This window comes from Mycobacterium bulgaricum (assembly GCF_041287165.2).
Taxonomy (GTDB): domain Bacteria; phylum Actinomycetota; class Actinomycetes; order Mycobacteriales; family Mycobacteriaceae; genus Mycobacterium; species Mycobacterium bulgaricum.
Genome location: NZ_JBGGKV020000044.1, coordinates 1 through 543, shown reverse-complemented (window position 1 = coordinate 543; position 543 = coordinate 1). Strand labels below are relative to the sequence as shown.

Sequence of the window (543 nt, the reverse complement as noted above, 5' to 3'; positions counted from 1 at the left end):
TGTGATGTCGCAAGACATCGGAATAGCCGCGGACCTACTTTAGGTCCGCGGTTTTTTCCGTTTGGGGCCTTTGGGGGCGCCGGTGGGCTGGTAGTCCCTGGTGGGGTCGAGGGTGAAGTCGCGCAGGACTTCTCCGGTGGCGGCGTCGATGACGGTGATGTGGTCCTGGGCGAGTATGAGGACGCGGGTTCGGTAGTGGTGGCGTCCGATGCCGATGTGGTGCAGGCGGCCGTTGACGCGCAGGGTGACTGCTCCGGCTTGGTCGACGCGGTCGGTGCGGACGCGGTTGTGTGTGTCTATTCGTGTTGCGGGGTCGGCTTTGGGTCGGCTGGTGTAGATGACTGCTGGGGTCGCTGTGTGGGGTAGTGAACGGTGGGGTCGGCGGTAGTTGTATTCGTCGGTGAAGGCGTCTAGCTGGGTTTGGAGTTCGTCGATGGTGGTGGCTTTGGGTTGGTGGGTGAGCCACTTTTTGAGGGTTTGTTGGAAGCGTTCGACTTTCCCGCAGGTGGTGGGGTGGTTGGGGGTGGAGTTGATTTGGCGGAT

General features: G+C 61.9%; 1 protein-coding gene. It reads right to left on the bottom strand.

Annotated features, from left to right (window positions below):
- Positions 1-39: 39 nt before the first annotated feature.
- On the bottom strand, positions 40-543 hold a 504-nt coding region (locus tag ACAG24_RS29490; protein WP_374150819.1), incomplete at its 5' end, for an integrase core domain-containing protein.